18 protein-coding genes and 1 tRNA gene are annotated in these 20,798 nt (G+C 32.2%); 10 read left to right on the forward strand and 9 right to left on the reverse strand.

All coding sequences use genetic code 11. From position 1 onward, the window contains the following. Positions 1-63: 63 nt before the first annotated feature. Positions 64-1,899 (forward strand): DUF1800 domain-containing protein, encoded by a 1,836-nt coding sequence (locus FHG05_RS13020; RefSeq protein WP_140998490.1) that lies wholly within the window; start codon positions 64-66, stop codon positions 1,897-1,899. 11 nt (positions 1,900-1,910) lie between these two features. Next, entirely contained in the window at positions 1,911-3,509 is a 1,599-nt protein-coding gene (locus FHG05_RS13025; RefSeq protein WP_140998492.1) for a DUF1501 domain-containing protein, read from the forward strand. Here the strand turns inward: FHG05_RS13025 and FHG05_RS13030 are convergent. Then, complete coding sequence (locus FHG05_RS13030; RefSeq protein ID WP_140998494.1) at positions 3,501-4,139, reverse strand: thioredoxin family protein; 639 nt, start codon at positions 4,137-4,139, stop codon at positions 3,501-3,503. The genes FHG05_RS13025 and FHG05_RS13030 overlap by 9 nt on opposite strands. Before the next feature lie 113 nt (positions 4,140-4,252). On the opposite strand from FHG05_RS13030, the gene FHG05_RS13035 reads away from it, so the two are divergent. The 8 genes from FHG05_RS13035 (at position 4,253) to FHG05_RS13070 (ending at position 15,195) form a co-directional block, all read left to right on the forward strand. After that, a complete protein-coding gene (locus tag FHG05_RS13035) occupies positions 4,253-5,032 on the forward strand; it encodes a patatin-like phospholipase family protein (protein ID WP_140998635.1) in 780 nt (259 codons plus the stop codon). A gap of 68 nt (positions 5,033-5,100) precedes the next feature. Further along, on the forward strand, positions 5,101-5,808 hold the full coding sequence (gene pyrH, locus FHG05_RS13040; protein WP_140998496.1) for a UMP kinase: 708 nt from the start codon (positions 5,101-5,103) through the stop codon (positions 5,806-5,808). 73 nt (positions 5,809-5,881) lie between these two features. Continuing rightward, positions 5,882-6,445 carry a ribosome recycling factor gene (frr, locus tag FHG05_RS13045; protein ID WP_140998498.1) on the forward strand — a complete coding sequence of 188 codons (564 nt, stop codon included), beginning with the start codon at positions 5,882-5,884 and terminating at the stop codon, positions 6,443-6,445. 145 nt (positions 6,446-6,590) lie between these two features. Then, positions 6,591-9,077: a DUF5686 family protein gene (locus tag FHG05_RS13050; RefSeq protein WP_140998500.1), complete on the forward strand. Its 2,487-nt coding sequence runs from the start codon at positions 6,591-6,593 to the stop codon at positions 9,075-9,077. A 77-nt stretch (positions 9,078-9,154) separates the two neighbouring features. Then, positions 9,155-11,566 (forward strand): efflux RND transporter permease subunit, encoded by a 2,412-nt coding sequence (locus FHG05_RS13055; RefSeq protein ID WP_140998502.1) that lies wholly within the window; start codon positions 9,155-9,157, stop codon positions 11,564-11,566. Between the two features lie 30 nt (positions 11,567-11,596). Continuing rightward, the gene (asnS, locus tag FHG05_RS13060; protein ID WP_140998504.1) at positions 11,597-13,033 is read left to right on the forward strand and encodes an asparagine--tRNA ligase; all 1,437 of its coding nucleotides are present in this window, start codon (positions 11,597-11,599) and stop codon (positions 13,031-13,033) included. Positions 13,034-13,113: 80 nt separating this feature from the next. Further along, positions 13,114-14,580 (forward strand): RNA polymerase factor sigma-54, encoded by a 1,467-nt coding sequence (gene rpoN / locus FHG05_RS13065; RefSeq protein WP_140998506.1) that lies wholly within the window; start codon positions 13,114-13,116, stop codon positions 14,578-14,580. A 3-nt stretch (positions 14,581-14,583) separates the two neighbouring features. Further along, positions 14,584-15,195, forward strand: coding sequence for a hypothetical protein (locus FHG05_RS13070; protein WP_140998508.1), 612 nt, complete (start codon positions 14,584-14,586; stop codon positions 15,193-15,195). On the opposite strand, the gene FHG05_RS13075 is transcribed toward FHG05_RS13070, so the two are convergent. The 8 genes from FHG05_RS13075 to FHG05_RS13110 all read right to left on the reverse strand — a co-directional run bounded on the left by FHG05_RS13075 (position 15,190) and on the right by FHG05_RS13110 (position 20,742). Next, positions 15,190-15,876 (reverse strand): porin family protein, encoded by a 687-nt coding sequence (locus FHG05_RS13075; RefSeq protein WP_140998510.1) that lies wholly within the window; start codon positions 15,874-15,876, stop codon positions 15,190-15,192. The two genes, FHG05_RS13070 and FHG05_RS13075, sit on opposite strands and share 6 nt — an antisense overlap. Before the next feature lie 86 nt (positions 15,877-15,962). Continuing rightward, positions 15,963-16,436 (reverse strand): ExbD/TolR family protein, encoded by a 474-nt coding sequence (locus FHG05_RS13080; RefSeq protein WP_140998512.1) that lies wholly within the window; start codon positions 16,434-16,436, stop codon positions 15,963-15,965. A 23-nt stretch (positions 16,437-16,459) separates the two neighbouring features. Next, positions 16,460-17,068 (reverse strand): ExbD/TolR family protein, encoded by a 609-nt coding sequence (locus tag FHG05_RS13085; protein ID WP_140998514.1) that lies wholly within the window; start codon positions 17,066-17,068, stop codon positions 16,460-16,462. A gap of 2 nt (positions 17,069-17,070) precedes the next feature. Further along, the gene (locus FHG05_RS13090; RefSeq protein WP_140998516.1) at positions 17,071-17,493 is read right to left on the reverse strand and encodes a hypothetical protein; all 423 of its coding nucleotides are present in this window, start codon (positions 17,491-17,493) and stop codon (positions 17,071-17,073) included. A 21-nt stretch (positions 17,494-17,514) separates the two neighbouring features. Then, a complete protein-coding gene (locus FHG05_RS13095; protein ID WP_140998518.1) occupies positions 17,515-18,348 on the reverse strand; it encodes a MotA/TolQ/ExbB proton channel family protein in 834 nt (277 codons plus the stop codon). Between the two features lie 79 nt (positions 18,349-18,427). Further along, a tRNA-Ser gene (locus tag FHG05_RS13100) sits at positions 18,428-18,515 on the reverse strand. 75 nt (positions 18,516-18,590) lie between these two features. Further along, positions 18,591-19,616: an asparaginase gene (locus FHG05_RS13105; RefSeq protein WP_140998520.1), complete on the reverse strand. Its 1,026-nt coding sequence runs from the start codon at positions 19,614-19,616 to the stop codon at positions 18,591-18,593. Then, positions 19,606-20,742: a 1-acyl-sn-glycerol-3-phosphate acyltransferase gene (locus FHG05_RS13110; RefSeq protein ID WP_140998522.1), complete on the reverse strand. Its 1,137-nt coding sequence runs from the start codon at positions 20,740-20,742 to the stop codon at positions 19,606-19,608. The genes FHG05_RS13105 and FHG05_RS13110 overlap by 11 nt, the downstream gene beginning before the upstream one ends. Positions 20,743-20,798 lie beyond the last annotated feature (56 nt).

Raw genomic sequence — 20,798 nt, forward strand, 5'->3', positions numbered from 1 at the left:
GGGTTAATGTTACTATAAGAATACCTTCTTTTGTAGCCAACTAACTTTCTAAATACAGAGCAAATGAGGAACCAAGTTATAACGAGAAGAGCGCTCATTCGTAAATTATTTACGAACCCAAAGGTTAGTACGCTTCAAAAAGATCCTTTATTTGAAAAATATTCTAGGAAAGTTTTTAATGGAAGAAGAACTTTAGCCCCAAATTCTACCGTAGCTTCAACTAAAAATTCCGAACTAGAACGAGTTAATCCAGTAACATCTGGTTTAGAAACCTACAGTGGCTCATGGACTGAAAGAGAAGCAATTCATTTACTCAAAAGAACGGGTTTTGGATTTAAAAAATCTGATTTGGATACCATTTCAAATGTATCTATGACAGAAGCAGTCAATTTAATTTTGTCAATTGACACAACTTCTCCATCGCCACCCATAAATAATTATGAATTGGATGAACCCGATGAAAATAATTTACCTTATGGAGCGGATTGGACTATAGACCCATTTATAACCAATAATACTGGAAATACCACTGATAGAAAGCGAATGAATAGCCTAACTTCTTGGATGACGAACTTAGCTATCAATCAGGATATTTCAATAAGAGAAAAAATGGTCTTGTTTTGGTATCATTTTATCCCAGTTGATTTTGATTTTATTAAAGCCAGCTCAAACCAATATATATCAGGAAATACAGCTCGAGTTTGTTATTTATATATTAAGAATTTAAGAGACTACTCTGGTGGCAATTTTAAAGCTTTAATAAGAAGTATTGCTACACAGCCTGCCATGATGTATTATTTAAATAATCAAGCGAATACCAATACTGCTCCAGATGAAAATTTTGCAAGAGAAATCATGGAATTATTTACATTAGGAAAAGGTTCTAACAGTCAATATTCGCAACCGGATGTTATTGAAGCAGCAAAAGTACTTACAGGTTGGCGTGTTCAAAATTTAAACACACCTAATCCTACTACAGAATTTGTTCCTAACAAACATGATGAAAGCACCAAACAGTTTTCTCCTTTTTTTAATAATACAACCATAAACAGTGGTGGTGCACAAGAATTAGACGACTTTATTGATATGATTTTTTCTAAATCTGAAGTTGTTTCCCAATATATCTGCAGAAGATTATATCGCTTTTTTGTCTATTATGATATTGATCCATATATTGAAACCAATGTAATTGAACCATTAGCTCAACATTTTGTTGCTAATAATTGGGATATTTTACCTGTTTTAGATAAGTTATTTAAAAGCCAACATTTTTATGACATGGCAAACCGAGGAGTTTATATTAAATCTCCATTGGATTTATTTATCGGGTTTTTAAGAACATTTAATATTAACACTACTATTAGTGATCCAACTAATTATGATGCTCAATATTATATATGGCAACGTTTCGATAATCTTTTAGCTGATATGGAGCAAAGCATGGGTAGCATTCCCAATGTTGCCGGATGGCAAGCTTTTTATCAAAATCCTTCTTTTCATGAATATTGGATTAATTCGAATACCATTCAAAAACGTTTCGCCTATATTTCCTATGCTTTCTATGGTATTACATTTACACGAAATGGTTTAACCACAAAAATAAAAGCAGATACTTTAGAATTTGTATCCCAATTTTCAAATTCTATTTGTGCTGATCCAAATCTTTTGGTTGATGAATGTATTAAATATCTATTACCAATTGATTTGAGTATGGAACAAAAAAGCATCCTGAAAACTCAAAATTTACTTTCAGGTCAAGCTACCGATTATTATTGGACACAAGCTTGGAATAGCTATATTCAGGATCCAACAAATGAAACCAAGAAACTAGCGGTAAGCAGTCGTTTGAATAGTTTATTCCTTACGCTTATACAATTAGCTGAATTTCAATTAATGTAATCTGAAATAACATGAAAAGAAGAAAATTTATACAAACCTCAGCTTTAGTTGCCGCTCCTTTATTATTCAATAAAATTCCGGTTTTAGCTTCTTCACATTTGGAAAGCACTAATTTAGAAATGTTAGCCAATGCTGCCTTATCCTGTGGTAAAATACTAGTTATTGTACAAATGAGTGGTGGTAATGATGGTTTAAATATGGTTTTTCCAAGAGATAAATGGAGTGAATTATCTAATGCAAGACCTAACATTCTCTTAAATGAAAATGACGTATTAACTTTGAATAACAACCCCACAACTGGTTTACATCCTTCTATGGTGGAAATGCAAAACTTATACAATCAAGGTGAATTGATGATTGTTCAAGGAGTTTCTTATCCAAATCCTAGTTATAGTCATTTTCGTGCAACAGATATTTGGTTTACAGGTTCTCAAAGTGATGAAACTTTAAATACAGGATGGATAGGCAGAGCTTTAGATGCCATTTACCCCAATTATCCAGAAGCGTATCCAAATAGTGATATGAGAGACCCTTTAGCAGTACAAATAGGTTCAACGCTTCCTTTTTCTCTTCAAGGTCCTAATATCAATATGGGTTATAGTGCACCCGATCCCAATCAGTTACTCAATGTCATCAATGAAACAACTGATCCAGCTCCAAATACAGATTATGGTTTAGAACTTACCTTCCTTCGATTGATGAAGGATCAAAGTAACGCTTATAAGGAAACCATTCAAACAGCTTATAATGTACCCCAAGAACAAACTACAGCATATCCTGATGATAAATTAGCTGCCCAATTAAAAATCGTGGCACGTTTAATTAATGGTGGACTACAAACCCCAATTTATATCGTGAACCACCACAAAAGTTTCGATACCCATGAAAATCAAATTATGGAGTCGGACAGAAAATTAGGAAGACAACCTGAAAATTTAACCATCCTTTCCAAAGCCATTGGAGCATTCCAAGCCGATTTAAAAAAAATGGGCAAAGCGGATAAAGTTACCGGAATGACATTTAGTGAATTTGGAAGACGAATTAAAAGCAATGACAGTTTAGGTACCGACCACGGTTCGAGTGCTCCCGTACTTTTCTTCGGAAGCTCATTAAATACTGGTGTTGCCAATGTTATCGGAACCAGCCAACCTGTATCAGGAATGATTGGTTCATCACCCGATTTGCCCCAAAATGCCGCTGTAAATCAACAAGTACCTATGCAATTTGATTTCAGACAACTCTATGCTACTATTATGAAAGACTGGCTTTGTATGACAGATGATCAAACAAGAGCTGTGCTAGGAAATAGTTTTGAAACCTTACCTATTTTCAGAAACAATTCTTTTGATCCACCAGTCGATAACGATTTCATCCTTCTTTTCCCCAACCCGATTAGTAATAATCAAATTAACGTAGCGTTCAAAAAGTTTATCAATACAGAAGTAAAAGTGAGTGTTCATGCTGTATCTGGTAAACTTATTTACGCTAACAAACATTTTGTACTAGGTGATACCCTAACCTTTTCACCTAGTACAATTCTTTCTAAAGGAGTTTATATTTTAGAAATAACCTACCACACTAGCGTGCTTCAGAAGAAATTTTTAGTGTAATATTTCTTCTGAATTACTTTTTCTTTCATGCAAATAAGAAGCAATTAAATCATAAATTTCTTCTTGAGTGGTAATTCCTTTGTCTTGTAAATACCATTTTTGAAGTTCAATTTTTGCGGTTTCATCAATAACTCCATGTAATGCTTTATAATCTGCAATTAGTTTTTTAGCCGGTAAGGGTCTTGGACCCCAATCACCAATTACTTCTTTCGTCGTTGCATCCCATAAAATGAGTTTTGGTATGGAACGACTACCATTCGTTAAAAAAACATTCATAAGTGCTTCATTATCATCTCTCAATACAATTTTCAAATCAATTTTCGAAGAGAATTCCGCCATCTTATTCATAATTGGCAATAATTGTGCTGCATCACCACACCATCCTTCTGAAATTACCAGCCAAGTTAAAGAAATTGGCAACTCCTTTATTTTTTTTTGAATAGCATCTGTAATCGCAATAGTTTTATCCAAACGTTTCATTCTGGTTTCGTTCAATTGCGAATAATGTAATAATGCTTCACTCTGAGTATGTCCTGTAACTTTTCCTTCTTCCATAAGTTTAGCAACTATCGTTTTATAGGTTTCGTAAGTAACCGCATTTGAAAGTGCTTTTTCAATTATATTTTTCATATCGCTTTCCTTTATTTTACAAATTTAAAGCTAAATTTGGACATAAAATGTTCGTTAAGTTACATAACGAAATTTTAGAAACAGAAACTATTACAAGCAAACAAAAAACACCTATGGATTTTCAATCAAAAGAAATTGGCATCGCTCTATCTGGTGGTGGATCAAAAGGAATTGCGCATGCTGGAGTACTTCAGTACTTGGAAGAACTCAAGGTTAAACCTACTGTGTTATCGGGTTCCAGTGCAGGAGCTATCATTGCAGCTATGTATGCTTTTGGGAAAACCCCAAAAGAAATCCTTACTTTTTTTCAATCCATTTATTTCTTCAATTGGAAACATTTTACCTTAAAAAAACCTGGAATAATTGATTCCGATTCTTTTAAAATTTATTTTAATACTATATTTGGAGAAACTAAAATTGGTGATTTACCTATTCCAGTAAAAATTACAGCTACCGATTTAGTCAAAGGAAAATTAAAGATTTTCAACGACAATACGAAAGTAGTCGACGCAGTATTAGCATCTGCTTCCTTTCCTGGCATGTTAACTCCATATGAAATTAACAAAAAACTATATAGTGATGGTGGTATTTTGAACCATTTCCCAACCGATTTACTGCAAGGCCATTGTGATTGTATCATTGGGGTTTATGTGAGTCCTATTCAAAATATTGAAGCCAAAGATTTAAAATCGATTAAAGCTGTTACCACAAGAGCTTTCGATTTATTATCGGCTCAAGGGAATTATCAAAAATTCAGCCTTTGTGATCATATTATCGAACCCAAAGAATTAGCAAATTTTAGCACATTTGAAACCAATAAAGGGAAAATGCAAACTATTTTTGATATTGGTTACCGCGAAGCTAAAAATACTTTACAAGAAATAAACGCATAATAGTAGCAACATTTTTTTTCTGTAGATATATAATTATATTTGCATCACGAAAATAAACATACATTCTGATGAAATATAAAAGAATTCTTCTAAAATTAAGTGGTGAAGCTTTAATGGGTGATCGACAATACGGAATTGATCCAAAACGTTTAGCGGAGTATGCTCAAGAAATTAAAGAAATTCACGACAAAGGGGTTGAAATTGCAATTGTAATAGGTGGTGGAAATATTTTTAGAGGAGTAGCAGGTGCAAGTAACGGAATGGATCGCGTTCAAGGCGATTATATGGGAATGCTTGCCACTGTTATTAATGGAATGGCTTTACAAGGAGCTTTAGAAGATGCAGGTATGCAAACACGTTTGCAAACGGCCTTAAAAATTGAAGCCATTGCTGAACCCTACATAAAAAGACGTGCTACAAGACACTTAGAAAAAGGAAGAATTGTTATTTTTGGAGCAGGAACAGGAAATCCTTACTTTACAACGGATACTGCAGCTGTATTAAGAGGTATTGAAGTACATGCAGATGTAATCCTAAAAGGAACGAGAGTAGATGGTGTTTATACTGCTGACCCAGAGAAAGATGCTAACGCAGAAAAATTTGATTACATCTCTTTTGAAGAAGTATTAGCAAAAGGATTAAATGTAATGGACACAACCGCATTTACACTTAGCCAAGAAAACAAATTACCAATTATTGTTTTTGATATGAATAAGGAAGGTAATTTATTAAAAGTATGCGAAGGTCAAACCGTAGGAACAACAGTAACCATATAAATTATGCATTCGATTACTTGATGGTTCGATTATTCGAAGATTCAAAATATCTAAAAATCAAAATATCTAAAAAATGACTGAAGAAATTAATTTTATTATAGACAGTGCAAAAGAATCTATGGAAGGTTCTATTGCTCATTTAGAAAAAGAATTTTTAAATATTAGAGCTGGCAAAGCATCTCCTCAAATGTTAGGTGGTGTTTTTGTAGATTATTATGGCTCGCAAACCCCTTTATCACAAGTAGCCAATATCAACGCTCCTGATGCAAGAACCTTAACAGTAACTCCTTGGGAAAAAAACATGTTACAACCTATAGAAAAAGCAATTATGATTGCGAATCTTGGGTTAAACCCAATGAATAATGGAGAAAATATTATCATTAGCATTCCTGCATTAACAGAAGAAAGAAGACGTGAATTAGTTAAACAAGCGAAATCAGAAGCAGAAGATGCAAAAATTGGTATTCGTAACGCTCGTAAAGATGCTAATACGGATATTAAAAAAGAAGAAAAAAACGGTACTTCTGAAGATATTTGTAAAAAAGCAGAAGAAGATGTTCAAAAATTAACAGATGCTTACATTAAAAAAATAGATGAACATTTAGTGATTAAAGAAGCTGAAATCATGAAAGTATAGCTTTCTGCTTTTATATAAAAACATAAAATCCCGAAAAGTTTCGGGATTTTTTTATGCAAAATGTTAAGGATTCCTAAATGTTACTTACATCCCCAAAAATAATAACTAAATTTATGTAAGTTTGTACATTAACAAATCCCTTTTAATGAGATACATCTTTTTTTGGTTTGTTTTGTTCCATACTGCTATTTCATTTGGTCAAGACAAAATTAAAGCTCAAATCATTGATATAGACAGTAGAGTTCCATTAGCCTATGCTAAAGTGGAATATCTAGGAAAGACTCTAACCACTACATGGGAAGGAAAATTTGAAATTGCAATTACTGAATACGATAAACCTTTAATCATTAAATACAAAGGGTATCAAACCAAGAACGTTTATATTTCACCCAATCAAGATTTGGTCATCATTAAAATGGCCATTGACTTGAATACTTTTGAAAAAGTTGAAATTTACACCGACAATAAAGTCAATAAATTAGTTAAAAAAGTTATCGACAATAAGCGTTTCAACCAACCCGAAAAAGCGCTAGAAAGTTTTCAGTATAAAAACTATGAAAACTTATTAGTTACTGCCAATCCTGATTCTATTTCAGGCAAAATTGAACCTGTTTACAAACGAACCTTATTTGGAAAACGAATTATTCGATTGGATTCTACCAATTATAAATTCAAAAAAATGGTGGAAAAAAATCATTTGTACCAAACGGAAAAAGTAAACCTCATTCAATACAACAAAAAAGGTTATAAAGAAACGGTTATTGCAACGAGAATGGCTGGTTTTAAAGAACCTCTTTATGAATATTTAGGACTCAATTTATTTTCATATTCGGTTTACGAAAACCCTTTTGAAATATTAGAAACACCTGTTCAAAATCCTATTTCAAATTATGGTCGTCGCTTGTACAACTTTTACATGGTGGATTCTTTAAATATTCAAAACAGAAAGACTTACAAAGTATTTTTTCAACCTAAAAAATTAAAATCAAGTCGTTTAAGAGGGTTGCTTTATATTGATGCGGAAACTTTTGCCATTGCTAGAGCCTATTATCGAATTTATGGCATCGTCAATATCAATGCCGATTATACTTTTGATTATCAAGACAAAGAAGGGCTTTGGTTTCCTAAAAAAAGAAAAATAACAGTTTTAAAAGGCAATAATGTTGATGATATTAAAATTTTAGGCAACACCATAAAATTCAGTTCTTCCTTAGATCCAACACCCAACACCAATGCAACGGATCAAGTATATTTGATTATTGAATCCACCCCTTTTGATATCGAATTGGACAAACGAGTTACGGTCCACAACAAAGGAATTAAAATTTCAATAGAGAAAGATGGATTAAAAAGAGAAGACAGTTATTGGAAAAAATTTGCCAAAGACACCATCGACAAAAGAAGATTAAGAACCTATACCTCTTTAGACAGCCTCTCTGAGTCTAAAAATTTAGAACGAAAAATATTCTTAGGAAAAAAAATATTAAACGGATATTATCCTATTAGCATCATTGATTTAGACTTAAGAAGCCTTGTGAAATTCAACAACTATGAAGGGTTCCGATTTGGATTAGGCGGTGTAACCAATGATAAACTTTCTGAAAAGTACAAAGTTGCTTTTTATGGAGCTTATGGAATTAAAGATGAAGCGTTTAAATTTGGCATAACACCTTCTTACCTTCTTGATCCTACATCAGAAACATGGATTAGCGCCTCTTATTCTGATGATTTGAATGAAATTTCGCAAATTACGTTTGCAACTGATCCAAGACGATTTAAAATATACGATCCAAGACCCATTAACATTTCCACCTTTTATGGCAATAAAACCACTTCTTTATTTGTAGAAAGCAATTACTTTCCAAAAACAGAAACGTATTTTGCATTATTTAATAGTCAAATCAATCCTAAATTTGATTACACTTTCGTAAATAATGACATTGCTTATAAAACTTATACTATTACCGCATTTCAAGCGGCCATTCAGTGGAATCCTTTTAGCAATTACATGCAAACGCCTAAAAGTAGAATTGAAATTGAAAAAAGACATCCAAAATTCTCGTTTCAAGTAACGCAAACTGTTCCAAAAATGCTGGATAATGATTTTGTTTTTACAAAAATCGATTTCAAGACTTTTTATGAAATTCCCTATTTATCAGGACAATCTAGTTCTGTTTTATTACAAACAGGAATTGCATTTGGAGACGTTCCTTTAACACATTTATACAGTTTACAGCCTAATAATTTGAACCGAGATGCCTTACTTCAAAGAATCACATTTGCTGGTAAAAACAGTTTTGAAACCATGTATTTTAATGAATTTTTCTCGGATAAATATGTTTCCTTACAACTGAAACACACTTTTAACAGAGTACGTTTAGCATATCGAATTAATCCTGAATTTTCTTTTGTAACCCGATATGCTTGGGGACAAATAAATAAAGAAAATACGCATATGGGGTTACCTTTTAAATCTTTAGAAAAAGGTTTTTTCGAGAGTGGTGTTGAATGCAACAAATTATTTAGAGGTTTAGGCGTAACTGCTTTCTTTCGATATGGTCCAAATCAATTGCCCACAATCGAAGATAATATCGCTATTAAAATTTCCTACTTTATTGATTTAGGATTTTAAAATTTCCTTAAATCTTTTGGTTGTTACCTAACTAATTAAGTAAGAATCATTACCTTTGCGCTCTAATTTTTGAGACGATGATTAAATGGCTAACAACCAGTTTTTGGGATTTTATTGCTAGCAAGATATTACGCAACAGAATAGGACTTTTAGTGGCATTGGTGTTATTTACCTTGTTTATGGCATTCCAATGGCAAAAAATTCGAATGACCTATACTGAGGCAAATATACTTCCAAAAGACAATGACATTTCCATGCAGTATAAACTTTTCTTAGAAAAGTTTGGTGAAGAAGGGAATCTTATCGTAATTGGTTTTAAAGATGATGCTTTTTTTACGGAGAAAAATGTTCGCCTTTGGGAAGAATTTATTAATGAAATTAAAAAAGATAAAGCCGTAGATTTAACTTTATCAATAAGCGACCTTAAAGTCTTAAAAAAAGACACTTTAAATCAAAAATTCAACTTAGTTCCTTTTGTTAATAACAACCAGTTTTCAGATGCTTATTTAAAAGAAAAAAAAGACGAATTGTTCAACAATTTGCCTTTTTACGAAAGCATGTTATTCAACAAAGAATCTGGAGCGGTTCGATTTGCCATTTACATCAATAAAGATATTGTAAACACCTCTAAGCGAAAAGAATTTGTAGACAAATATCTTAACGAAAAAAGAGTAGAAGCTTTTGAAAAAGCCACTGGAATTGATTTAAAAATTTCAGGGATGCCTTACATTAGAACCTTAAATTCACAAAGTATATTAGGAGAGATTGGTTTGTTTGTAGGTGCTGCTTTAGGAATTACCTCGTTACTTTTCTTTTTCTTTTTCCGAAGTTTCCGAGCTACTTTTATTTCTATGATTATTGTAATTATAGCCGTAATGTGGTCTTTTGGAACAATAGGCTTGTTGAATTATGAAATTACCGTTTTAACAGCAATTATTCCTCCATTAATTATTGTTATTGGTATACCCAACTGTATTTTCTTGATAAATAAGTACCAACAAGAAATTAAAAAACATGGAAATAAAGCTAAATCTTTACAACGCGTCATTTCAAGAGTAGGTAATGCCACTTTAATGACCAATTTAACTACCGCTGCTGGATTTGCTACTTTTATCATAACTGATAGTGATTTATTAAAAGAGTTTGGAATTATAGCTTCCTTAAATATTATCTTTTTATTCTTTTTAAGTTTAATTATTATTCCTATTCTTTACAGCTACATGCCATTGCCAAAAGACAAGCATTTGGCCCATTTAGAAAAAAATTATATTCAGTTTTTTATCGATTGGATTTTAGTTACTATTAAGAAAAAAACGATTGCTATTTATTCCGTAGCGATTGGATTATTAGTATTTGGAATCATTGGAATTACACAAATGCGCATCTCTGGAAGTGTTATTGAAGATATGCCTAAAAACACTGGCTTTTTTGAAGATATTCGCTTTTACGAAAAGGAGTTTGATGGTGTGATGCCATTAGAAATCATGATTGATACCAAACGCCCAAAAGGAGCTTTAAAATCGGCTACTTTAAAAAGAATTAACGAGCTTCAAGAAACGATTGAAGAAATTCCAGAACTTTCTAAACCTGTTTCTTTGGTTAATTTGTTAAAATATGCCAAACAGACTTATTATAATGGAAATCCAGAATATTATGAACTTCCAACAAAACAAGAAGAAGCTTTCATATTATCTTATATCAAAAACTCTACCGGAAAAGGCAAAGAAAATCTTTTAAAAAGTTATATTGATAGTACGGGTCAATTTGTGAGAATTACAACGTTCATGAGAGACATTGGTACCGATAAAATGAAACATACGGAAGAACGATTGGCCCAAAAAATTGAAAAGCTTTTCCCAAAAGAAAGATATGATGTAGCTATTACGGGTAAAGCCTATATATTTGAAAAAGGAACACATTATTTAGTGCACAACTTAGTCATTTCTTTGCTATTTGCTATATTCTTGATCTCTTTATTGATGGCTTATTTGTTCCGATCTTTCAAAATGATTATCATCTCTTTATTACCGAATATTCTTCCATTAATTATCACAGCTGGATTGATGGGCTTTTTAGGAGTTCCTATTAAACCTTCAACGATTTTGGTATTTAGCATTGCTTTTGGTATTTCGGTTGATGACACCATTCACTTTTTGGCAAAATACCGTCAAGAGTTGATTGCAAACAATTGGAGAATTAAAAAATCAGTATATAACACAGTAAAAGATGCTGGTGTAAGTATGTTGTATACTTCTGTAGTACTTTTCTTTGGATTTTCGGTATTTACTTTATCTAGTTTTGGAGGTACTATTGCTTTAGGAGGATTGGTTGCTACCACCTTATTATTTGCCATGTTATCCAACTTAATCTTTCTACCTGCATTATTACTTTCATTAGAGCGTTCTATTGCAAACGAACAAGAATTTACAGAGCCTACAATAGATATTTTAGCAGAAGATAAAGAAGAAATTGAAACTGAAAACGAATAATTTTATATTTGCATATTAAATTTTAACAAAATGAAACATATTAAAGTCATAGACCTATTAAACAATACTAAAACACTACAAGAAGTAACCGCTAAAGGTTGGGTAAGAACTTTTAGAAACAATCAGTTTATTGCTTTAAATGATGGATCAACCATAAATAATATTCAGTGTGTTGTAGATTTTGAAAACACCGCTGAGGAAACCTTAAAAAGAATCACAACAGGAGCTGCTGTTTCTGTAACGGGAACATTACAAGAGAGTCAAGGTAAAGGACAATCGGTTGAAATTCAAGTTACAAAAATTGAAATCTTAGGAGATAGTGATGCTGAAAAGTATCCTATCCAACCAAAAAAACATTCTTTAGAATTTCTACGTGAAAATGCCCACTTAAGAGTTCGTACAAATGCATTTGGTGCCATTATGCGTGTGCGTTCCGTATTGTCATTTGCAGTACATCAATATTTTCAAGAAAAAGGATTTGTATACGTAAATACACCTATCATTACAGGTTCAGATGCCGAAGGTGCTGGAGAAATGTTTAAAGTAACTGCTTTACCATTAGATGGTTCTGCTCCTAGAAATGAAGATGGAAGCGTAAATTATAAAGAAGATTTCTTTGGTAAACAAACCAACTTAACTGTTTCTGGTCAATTAGAAGGAGAAACTTTTGCTATGGCATTAGGTCAAATTTACACCTTCGGACCAACTTTTAGAGCAGAAAATTCAAATACTTCTCGCCACTTAGCAGAGTTTTGGATGATTGAACCAGAAGTCGCTTTTAATGATTTGGCAGCCAATATGGATTTAGCAGAAGATTTTATTAAATATGTGATTAAATATACGGTTGAAAAATGTGAAGATGATTTGAAGTTCTTAGAAAGTCGCCTTTTAGAAGAAGAAAAATCAAAACCACAAGCAGAACGCAGTGAAATGAGCCTATTACAAAAATTAAACTTTGTATTAGACAATAATTTCAAACGTGTTTCGTACACTGAAGCTATTGATATCTTAAAAAATAGTAAGCCAAATAAAAACAAAAAATTCAATTACATCATTGATGAATGGGGTGCTGATTTACAAAGTGAACACGAACGTTTCTTAGTAGAAAAACACTTCAAATGTCCTGTAATTTTATTTGATTATCCTGCCAAAATTAAAGCCTTTTACATGCGTTTAAATGATGATGGACAAACAGTAAGAGCCATGGATATTCTTTTCCCTGGAATTGGAGAAATTGTTGGAGGTTCTCAAAGAGAAGAACGTTTGGATGTTCTTATTGAAAAAATGAAAGCATTAGGTATTGAAGAAGAAGAATTATGGTGGTATTTAGATACTAGAAGATTTGGATCTGCAGTACATTCTGGTTTTGGATTAGGATTTGAAAGATTGGTTTTATTTGTAACAGGAATGACTAATATTCGTGATGTAATTCCTTTCCCAAGAACACCACAAAACGCAGAATTTTAATATTCTTTATTTAATTAATCGTTTAGTCGTATATTTGTGTATCCGACTAAACGATTTTTAGTTTTTGATCCCATTTCACAATGTTAAAGCAAAGTTTACAATTTAAATTATCTCAAAAATTATCTCCTCAACAAATTCAGTTGATGAAGTTAATTCAGTTACCTACGCAAGCATTTGAGCAACGTCTACAAGAAGAATTAGTAGAAAATCCTGCTCTAGAAAATGGTAAAGAAGAACGTTCGGAATATGATGAATACGATGATGTTTCCAATAGTGACGATTATGATGATTATGAAGGAGAGCGCATTGAAGCTGAGGACATTAATATTGATGATTATTTAAGTAACGACGAAACACCCGATTATAAGTACCAAACCAATAATTACAGTGATGATGATGAAGACAACAGTATGCCATTTATTGCTGGTGTAACCTTTCATCAAGATTTACTGAATCAATTGAATACTTTTATTTTAACCGATGAAGAACGAGATATTGCTGAATTTTTAGTTGGTAGTATTGATGACATGGGTTATATCCGAAGAAGCATACAAGATATTGTAGATGATTTAGCTTTCACACAAGGGATTTATACCGACGAAAAGACCGTAACACGCATCTTGGGAATTGTTCAAGAACTAGAACCTTCTGGTGTAGCTGCAAGAGATTTACAAGAGTGTTTATTACTCCAATTAAAACATAAAACACCTACCGATTCCATTGAACTGGCTATAGATGTAATAGAAAATCAATTTGACGCCTTTACCAAAAAACATTACGAAAAGCTACTGTTAAAATACGAAATTTCAAAAGACCAACTTCGTAAAGTTATTGACGAAATTGAAAAATTAAATCCAAAACCTGGAGGAGCCTATGATGGGAACCAAAAACCCATTGAACATGTCGTTCCCGATTTTACCATACGAATTGTTGACGGAGAACTGGAACTACAATTAAATGGAAGAAACACTCCTGAATTACACGTTTCCAAAGATTATCAGGAAATGCTTCAAAGCTACAAGGTTTCCTCTGAGAAATCCAATGCACAAAAAGATGCAGTTCAGTTTATCAAACAGAAGTTAGATTCTGCTAAATGGTTCATTGATGCCATTAGACAACGTCAGGAAACTTTATATGTTACCATGAATGCGATTATGCATTATCAAGAAGAATATTTCTTAGATGGTGATGAAACCAAATTAAAACCAATGATTTTAAAAGACATTGCCGATTTAATTGGTTTAGACATTTCGACAGTTTCAAGGGTTGCTAACAGCAAGTATGTTGAAACACCCTATGGTACAAAATTAATTAAAGATTTCTTTAGTGAAGCCATGAAGAATGATCAAGGAGAAGATGTTTCCACAATTGAAATTAAAAAAATATTAGAAGTGGTTATCAGTGAAGAAGACAAGAAAAAACCACTACCCGATGACAAACTAGCCGAAATGCTAAAAGAAAGAGGTTATCCTATCGCCAGAAGAACTGTGGCAAAATACAGAGAACAATTAGACATTCCTGTTGCGCGATTAAGAAAAGAAATTTAGGATATGGATTTAAAAAAAGTACTCCCTTTTTTTTCCTACGTTTTCCATCCTATATTTATTTCGGTGTATGGTACTTTTTTTTATTTTTTAGTATCCCAAATGTATGTATATAATACCTTATTTTACATGATACTCCTACAAGTAAGTATCCTAACTGTATTATTGCCTTTATCCTTGTATTATTTGTTTCTGTCTATAGGATTAGTTACATCATTTACCGAAGCCAATTTAAAAGAGCGGAAAGTACCTATTATGATTCAAGCAGTACTCTTTTTTATGCTAATCAAATTCAGTAACTCATTCGACACTATTCCTGAACTCTATTATTTTTTTCTAGGCGGATTTTTTAGCTCTATATTGGCATTTATTGCGGTTGTAGTAAAATTCAAAGCAAGTTTACACATGATAGCCGTTTGTTCTTTGGCGACATTTATTTATGCACTAAGCATTCATCTGCAAATTCCTTTAATCAACAGTATTGCCTTTATGATTGTAATGATTGGCTTTGTGGCTTCTTCTCGCTTATACATGAAATCTCACACCCCTATTGAATTGGTTATAGGCAGTTGTATTGGTATCATTTCACAAGTGAGTTTTTGGTACTTTTGGCTATAAAATATAAAAGATAAAACCTACATTAAAAGAATTTAGTCCTAAATCTTTTCCTTCAATTTTAACATTGTCAAAATTAGATTGTAAACCATAATAAGCATACATATTAATGGTATTATACCCTACACTTAAATAAGGCCCATATTGAATTTTAGTGAGTTCATTACTGTTTCTTATACCATAACTCTCCGTATTGGATTCAAAAATACTTTTACTAGCAAATAGGTAACTCACTTTAAACCCTGTATAAATTCTCCAAAACTTATGACTTTCATAACCTGCATTACGCCATCTAATTTCGAGCGGTAATTCAACATAATGCAAACGTAATTTACTTTTATTGTAACTATTATCTATACTGTAAGAATTTTGACCAGAAGTAGCATCAATAGCAATCTTAAGATTATGCTTAATGTCGTTATAAGAATATCCTAATCCTAAACCAATAGCCCATTTTCTATCTTTTGTAATAGGCATATCTCTTAAAAACCCTAACGTAACACCAGAAGAAAAAGAATACTGTGAATACCCACTTGGTGCATTTCTAAGTAAATTATACGTTATTGAAAAATAGAATTGATCTTCTCTAAAAAGAGAATCAACAGGAATTGTTCTTTCCTCTTTTTCCTGAGAAAAAGACACTGTAACAACACTTAAGTATAACAACAATAACAGTCTAGGCATTTTAATTATTTGGAATTAGATTATAAAATTAATAAAAAAAGGTACGCTATGCGTACCTTTTACTTATATTTAAACGAAAAGATTAATTAATCTAAAGGGTTACCTTTATTTGTTGTATAGTTAACTTTTAATTGTTCTACTTTACGTAACTCAGTTTTGATATCTTGTATCAATCCCATTCTAACTTCTTTGTCAATTTTTAAAGAAGCTGTTAAATATTTCTCATCTTCAGAGTTTCTTTCAGCTCTTTCAGTAATTACAAAACTTCTAATATCTGAAACCGAAGAGATTTTATCATTTAACTGAATACGATCTGATCCACCTAATTTATTTGCATAATTAGCTTTTGGCTTTCCTACATAAATATACATGATGTAGTTTTTCTTATGCAACTTAGCAGTTTGATCTGCTTTAGGCAATCTGTTTTCAATCATCAAATCACTATCCTTCATGGTAGTAGCAGTCATAAAGAAGAACAAAAGCATGAATACAATATCCGGTAACGATGCTGTTGAAATTCCAGGTGTTCCACCTGATTTTTTCTTTTTAAATTTAGACATAATTTCTAAAACTTAAAGGGTTATTAGTTCTTTTTAGGTTCTGCTTCTGAAAGTCTCATTGGATATAAATCTTGAATCAATTTAACCTTAGGTTGTAAATCATCAATTAATCCATCTACCGCTTTTGATGCTGGGTCATTTGCAATATACTCTATTTCTGTATACTTTCTATTGTAACGTCTCATACTCTCTCTATCTCTTAAGAAATAGTAAGCCGCTACAAGTTCGTTTTGAACAGCAATATACGTTTCATAGGTTGTTTGACCGTCATTCATTAAAGAGATAACTGCATCATCTGGTCCATCAGACGAATTTGGATCTTTCTTTCCTTGACAATACGAACACTGTTGTGCTCCATTATTATCTAAGAAATCAATTGCCGCTTGCCTTAGCTCTCTGATATCCATTGGTCTCTCATTAACTAAAAGTTGATTATCACGGTTTACTAGAACACGCATAATATTTCTTTCATTAATTGGCGGAACCGGTGGATTTTCTTCATATCTAGGCAACAATCTATTGATTCCCTGATCAACTCCAATGGTAGTTGTGACCAAGAAGAAGATTAAAAGAAGGAAAGCAATATCTGCCATAGAACCAGCATTTACCTCTGGTGCTTCTCTTTTTGCCATAATTATTTTTTAATTTTTGTGAATCCAGCCCAAACCATTGTTCCTAAAGCAACAACTGTAAGGATGTAAAAAGCATTCAATCCTGCACCTACTAATTTTGGTGTTGAACCAGAATATACTTCTCCATTAGCTTTAACATCGTCCCCATTTGCAAGTAAGTAAGATACTACTAATACTCCAGCAAATAAAGCAACTGAAATTAAAGTCTTTTTTAAATTTTCTGAATCGGAAAACAAATTCTTTAATACATATATCAATACAATACCAATACAAATTGCAAGTACAATATAAGATAAATAAATTAAAGGAGTAATCCATTTATTGTCTGCACCATCTTCTGAAGAAGCCATAAGTAATCCTAAGAATAGAACACTTACCACTGCAAGAATGATAGCTGCAAATTTTGTTATCTTGTGTAAATTCATGAGAATTGTCTTTTTATGTTATTATTTTCTGTAATCAGACAAGATATCAATTAAGCTAATTGATGCGTCTTCCATATCATTAACGATAGAATCGATTTTAGCGATAATATAGTTATAGAAAATTTGTAAAATAATAGCTACAATAAGACCGAATACTGTTGTTAATAAGGCAACTTTAATACCTCCAGCAACTAATGATGGCTCCATAGATCCAGCTGATTGAATTTGGTCAAACGCCTCAATCATACCGATTACTGTTCCCATGAATCCTAACATCGGTGCTAACGCGATGAATAAAGAAATCCAAGATACGTTTTTCTCTAATTGTCCCATTTGTACTCCACCATAAGCTACAACAGCTTTCTCTGCAGAATCAATTCCGTGAGCTTGTCTGTCTAATCCTTGGTAGAAAATAGATGCTACTGGACCAGAAGTGTTTCTACAAACTTCTTTTGCAGCTTCAACACCACCAGATTTTAATGCATCTTCTACGTCTGCAATTAATTTTTTAGAGTTAGTAGTTGAAAGATTTAAATAAATAATTCTTTCTATAGCAATTGCTAATCCTAAAATCAAACAGATTAATACAATTCCCATAAATCCAGGACCTCCTTCAATGAAACGTTGTTTCATTTTTTGAGTAAAAGTTGCTTCGTCTTCTGTTGTAGTAACAACATCAACAACTTCTTCGTCAGATGTTACTGCATCGTCAGTTGCTACTGCATCATCAGTTGTTTCGTCAACCATTTCAGTAGCTGTTGCAGTTGTATCAGCTGCCTCAGTAGATTCTTGAGCTTGAATGTTACCAAAAGTCATAAGCCCTGTGATTGCTAAAATAGAAAATAATCTTTTCATCGCTTTTGTTCTTAATTTAATTAGTTAATTGGGTTAAATGTATAAAATTATTTATGAAATTAAAAATATTTTATTCCTGCGGAGAGGAAGGGATTCGAACCCTCGATGCCCTTTAGGGGCATACATACTTTCCAGGCATGCTCCTTCGACCTCTCGGACACCTCTCCTTGACAATGTTCAATTTCAAGGGCGCTAAATAACGTAAAAATTCTCACGTATAAAAATTTTAGTGCTATTTTTTACTATATTTCTCCTCGTAAGCTGGTTTCAAAAATGGTTTTGAACACCTTATGAGACACTTTTTGACCTAATAAATACATCAATTTTGTAATTGCAGCTTCTGTTGTAATATCATATCCAGAAATAACTCCAATCTTTTTTAATTGCGTACTCGTCTCGTATTGTCCCATAGTAACAGCACCTCCACTACATTGCGTTACGTTTATAACGTGAATATTATTATTTATTGCTTCTTGTAATTTTTCTATGAACCATTTTTCTGAGGGTGCATTTCCAGAACCATAGGTTTCTAATACAATCCCTTTTAAATTTTTTATATGTATAATAGCATCCATCACTGCTGCTGTAATCCCTGGAAAAACTTTTAAAATAACTACATTTTGATCAAAATCCAAGTTTACCTTTAGTGCTTTAGTGTTTGCTTTTTTTAGAATTGCTTCTTTATTCACTTTTAAATGAACCCCTGACTCCGCTAATTCAGGGAAATTTGGAGACGCAAATGCATTAAAATGTTCCGCACTTATTTTAGTAGTTCGGTTTCCTCTATATAATTTATATTCAAAATACAAGCAAACTTCTTGGATTACTGCTTTTCCTTTTTCTTTCAAAGAAGCTATTTGTATGGCTGTAATTAAATTTTCTTTAGCATCGGTTCTTAAGTCTCCAATAGGCAATTGTGAACCCGTAAAAACCACAGGTTTTGATAAATTTTCGAGCATAAAACTTAAGGCAGAAGCACTGTAAGACATCGTATCTGACCCGTGCAAAACCACAAATCCATCAAATTTTGTGAAATTTTCTTGAATAATTCCTGCGATTTGTTGCCAATACTTCACATTCATATTGGAAGAATCGATGGGTTCTTCAAACGACAGAGTATCAATTTCACAATCTAAGAGTTTAATTTCAGGGATTTTATTGAGTAATTTTTTAAAATTAAATGCTTTTAAAGCACCCGAAACAGTACTTTTAACCATTCCAATGGTACCTCCTGTATAGATTAATAAAATATTGGGTTTATTTGGCATTGTGATACTTCATTTTATTAACCACAGGATTCGCATACATAGCTAAAAAACCATCTCTTACCGTAGGATTATCCGTATCAATTCGCATTTCAAAACGTCTCTGAAACAATTGCTTTTCTTCTTTAGTGTAATAAGTGACAAATTGTTCAGTTTGATGTAAGATATCGTAAGCTATATAATTGGTAGGCCAAAGCTTGTAATTTTGTAAAATAGAATCATCAATTACATTGGCTAAAGCTTGAATTTGTTTATTTGAATTATCAAAATCACTCTTAATCATATCCAATTCATGCTGAATAATATCGCCAACATGAATATGAATTCTTTTTTTCTGACCAATAATCCCACTTAAAAGCGTTATAAAATCTTCATTTTTCTCCTTAATATATACTTCATCTTTGGCTTGAGCCAATAACTGCGGCATTTTTAAAGCATCTGTAGGATCATATTCGTAAGAAATAGAAACAGGGACTATTTTTAATTTTTTGAAAAAGTCCATCACATTATTTTCATCGGAAGCCATGGCAACCATTTTTAAAACTCCTTGGTGGGTTGCGTCATTACCATCTTTGGTTCGACCTTCTCTTTGAGCAATCCAAACCGATCTATTTTCTTTATTCAAAAGATGATACATGTACTCTGACATTAACTTTGAGCTTTGCAATAATTCTCTAGGAGAAAGATTGCGCTGTACTAAAAAGTTTCTATTGAGTTTTGATAATTTTAAGACAAAATCTTTTTTAACCAAATTATCTCCAATAGCTGAAGCCGTCATGACTAATCCATGATCAAAAAGGGAAACATTTAGTAAAGAGGTATCTAAAATAATATCTCTGTGATTAGAGATAAACAAATAAGGTGTATTTCTTTCTAATTTTTCAAAACCAGAAGTTGTTAATCCATCCGAACTTTTTTCTAAAACTTTTTGTACGGATTGATACACAAAATTAATTTGAAAATCTCTTATGGAATGTGTTTTTTTTAATTGTTCTTTCCAAACTTCATCAGCTACATCTGGGAATGTAAAATTCATCATCGCTTTTAACATAGGATGGTTTAATGATGCACATAGGGCTTCATTTACTTCTGAATCATAGTAAGGACGAATACTATCGAATTTTGACATATTAATAAAAATCAATACACAAAAGAACAAAAAAAATAATAAATGAAGATGAAATC

Origin of the sequence: Flavobacterium profundi (assembly GCF_006491645.1) — a bacterium.
GTDB classification, from domain to species: domain Bacteria; phylum Bacteroidota; class Bacteroidia; order Flavobacteriales; family Flavobacteriaceae; genus Flavobacterium; species Flavobacterium profundi.

Coding starts and splice junctions, on each gene's coding strand:
- frr (WP_140998498.1), top strand. CDS start 5,882: ATGACTGAAGAAATTAATTTTATTATAGACAGTGCAAAAGAATCTATG.
- FHG05_RS13080 (WP_140998512.1), bottom strand. CDS start 16,436: ATGTCTAAATTTAAAAAGAAAAAATCAGGTGGAACACCTGGAATTTCA.
- FHG05_RS13090 (WP_140998516.1), bottom strand. CDS start 17,493: ATGAATTTACACAAGATAACAAAATTTGCAGCTATCATTCTTGCAGTG.
- FHG05_RS13110 (WP_140998522.1), bottom strand. CDS start 20,742: ATGTCAAAATTCGATAGTATTCGTCCTTACTATGATTCAGAAGTAAAT.
- FHG05_RS13025 (WP_140998492.1), top strand. CDS start 1,911: ATGAAAAGAAGAAAATTTATACAAACCTCAGCTTTAGTTGCCGCTCCT.
- FHG05_RS13095 (WP_140998518.1), bottom strand. CDS start 18,348: ATGAAAAGATTATTTTCTATTTTAGCAATCACAGGGCTTATGACTTTT.
- FHG05_RS13030 (WP_140998494.1), bottom strand. CDS start 4,139: ATGAAAAATATAATTGAAAAAGCACTTTCAAATGCGGTTACTTACGAA.
- rpoN (WP_140998506.1), top strand. CDS start 13,114: ATGTTAAAGCAAAGTTTACAATTTAAATTATCTCAAAAATTATCTCCT.
- asnS (WP_140998504.1), top strand. CDS start 11,597: ATGAAACATATTAAAGTCATAGACCTATTAAACAATACTAAAACACTA.
- FHG05_RS13075 (WP_140998510.1), bottom strand. CDS start 15,876: ATGCCTAGACTGTTATTGTTGTTATACTTAAGTGTTGTTACAGTGTCT.
- FHG05_RS13105 (WP_140998520.1), bottom strand. CDS start 19,616: ATGCCAAATAAACCCAATATTTTATTAATCTATACAGGAGGTACCATT.
- FHG05_RS13085 (WP_140998514.1), bottom strand. CDS start 17,068: ATGGCAAAAAGAGAAGCACCAGAGGTAAATGCTGGTTCTATGGCAGAT.
- FHG05_RS13050 (WP_140998500.1), top strand. CDS start 6,591: ATGAGATACATCTTTTTTTGGTTTGTTTTGTTCCATACTGCTATTTCA.
- FHG05_RS13020 (WP_140998490.1), top strand. CDS start 64: ATGAGGAACCAAGTTATAACGAGAAGAGCGCTCATTCGTAAATTATTT.
- FHG05_RS13055 (WP_140998502.1), top strand. CDS start 9,155: ATGATTAAATGGCTAACAACCAGTTTTTGGGATTTTATTGCTAGCAAG.
- pyrH (WP_140998496.1), top strand. CDS start 5,101: ATGAAATATAAAAGAATTCTTCTAAAATTAAGTGGTGAAGCTTTAATG.
- FHG05_RS13070 (WP_140998508.1), top strand. CDS start 14,584: ATGGATTTAAAAAAAGTACTCCCTTTTTTTTCCTACGTTTTCCATCCT.
- FHG05_RS13035 (WP_140998635.1), top strand. CDS start 4,253: ATGGATTTTCAATCAAAAGAAATTGGCATCGCTCTATCTGGTGGTGGA.